This window comes from Mycobacterium sp., assembly GCF_050701675.1.
Classification (GTDB): domain Bacteria; phylum Actinomycetota; class Actinomycetes; order Mycobacteriales; family Mycobacteriaceae; genus Mycobacterium.
Map to the genome: position 1 here is coordinate 1 of NZ_JBOGDD010000124.1, position 1,516 is coordinate 1,516.

Here is a 1,516-nt window from a genome sequence, read left to right on the forward strand (position 1 = left end):
GTGACCGGTGAAAGCCTGCCGGTTCACAAGGGCCCTGGTGACGAGGTGGTGGGGGCCACCATCAATACCACGGGGACACTGCGGGTCCGGGCCACCAAGGTCGGTGCGGACACCGCGTTGGCCCAGATCGTGAAGCTGGTGCAGGAGGCGCAGAACTCCAAGGCACCCGGTCAGCGTCTTGCGGACCGGGCGGCGTTCTGGCTGGTTCTGGTGGCGCTGCTCGGCGGGGTCGGAACGTTCGTGGTGTGGCTGCTGGTGGGCCGCTCGGTCAGCGAGGCGCTGTTGTTCGCGATCACGGTGGTGGTGGTGACCTGTCCCGACGCGTTGGGGCTGGCCACGCCTACCGCGATCATGGTCGGGACGGGTCTGGGCGCTGCCCGCGGAGTGTTGTTCAAGAACGCGACCGCGATCGAGACGTCGAAGAAGATCGACGTGGTGGTTATGGACAAGACCGGCACGCTGACCCTGGGTGCCCCGGAGGTGACCGACCTGCTGGTGGAGGGGCTGCCCGAGACGGAGGCGCTGGCGCTGATCGCCGCGGTAGAACGCGAATCCGAGCATCCGCTGGCGGCCGCGGTGGTGCGGCACGCCGATGCCGCGGGAGCACGACGTCTCGATGCGCATGACTTCGCGAACGTGGCGGGACAGGGTGCGACCGCGGTCGTGGATGGTCACCGCGTGGTGGTGGGCAACACCCGGCTAATGACTGCGGAGAGCATCGACCTGGGCGTCCTGGGTCCCCGGCAGCAGGAACTTGCCGCTGGGGGGCGAACGGCGGTGCTCGCCGCGGTCGACGGGCGGGCGGTGGCGGTGATCGGCATCGCCGACGCGGTGCGGCCCACGTCCGCGGCCGCTGTCGCGGAGCTGCGATCCATGGGCGTCGAGGTGGTCATGCTCACCGGAGACAATGCGGCCACCGCGCAGCGGATCGCGGCGCAGATCGGGGTCACCGAGGTGATCGCGGACGTCTTGCCCGGCGACAAGGCCGCGAAGGTCACCGAACTCATGAACGCCGGACATCGGGTGGCGATGGTCGGTGACGGTGTCAACGATGCTCCGGCCTTGGCTCAGGCCGACCTCGGGATCGCGATCGGCGCCGGCACCGATGTCGCGGTGGAGACCGCCGATGTGGTCCTGATGCGTTCGGATCCGCTCGATGTGGCCGTGGCGCTGCGGATCGGGCGGGGCACGGTCCGCAAGATGAAGCAGAACCTCGTCTGGGCGATTGGCTACAACTCGGTGGCGCTACCCATTGCCGCGGGGGTCTTCGAGCCGGCGTTTGGTCTGGTGTTGCGCCCGGAGATCGCCGCGATCACGATGGCAGGTTCCAGCATCCTCGTTGCCGTTAATGCGTTGACCCTTAAACGTCTTCGTCTTCCGACACCGGGTGCGGCCGGAGCGTAGTGAGCGTCGGTCGGCCTGCAGAGCCGTGCACCCATTCCGACATCGCGACGGTGGGCAGGTGACGGAGGTATCTCGGTCAGGTTGAGATACGGTGTCGCACAGTTGATGTTCG

1 protein-coding gene is annotated in these 1,516 nt (G+C 67.9%); it reads left to right on the forward strand.

The genetic code is table 11. From position 1 onward, the window contains the following. Window positions 1-1,404 (forward strand): heavy metal translocating P-type ATPase (locus ACRDUX_RS03780; RefSeq protein ID WP_526411161.1); only part of this gene is annotated, 1,404 nt, incomplete at its 5' end. Window positions 1,405-1,516 lie beyond the last annotated feature (112 nt).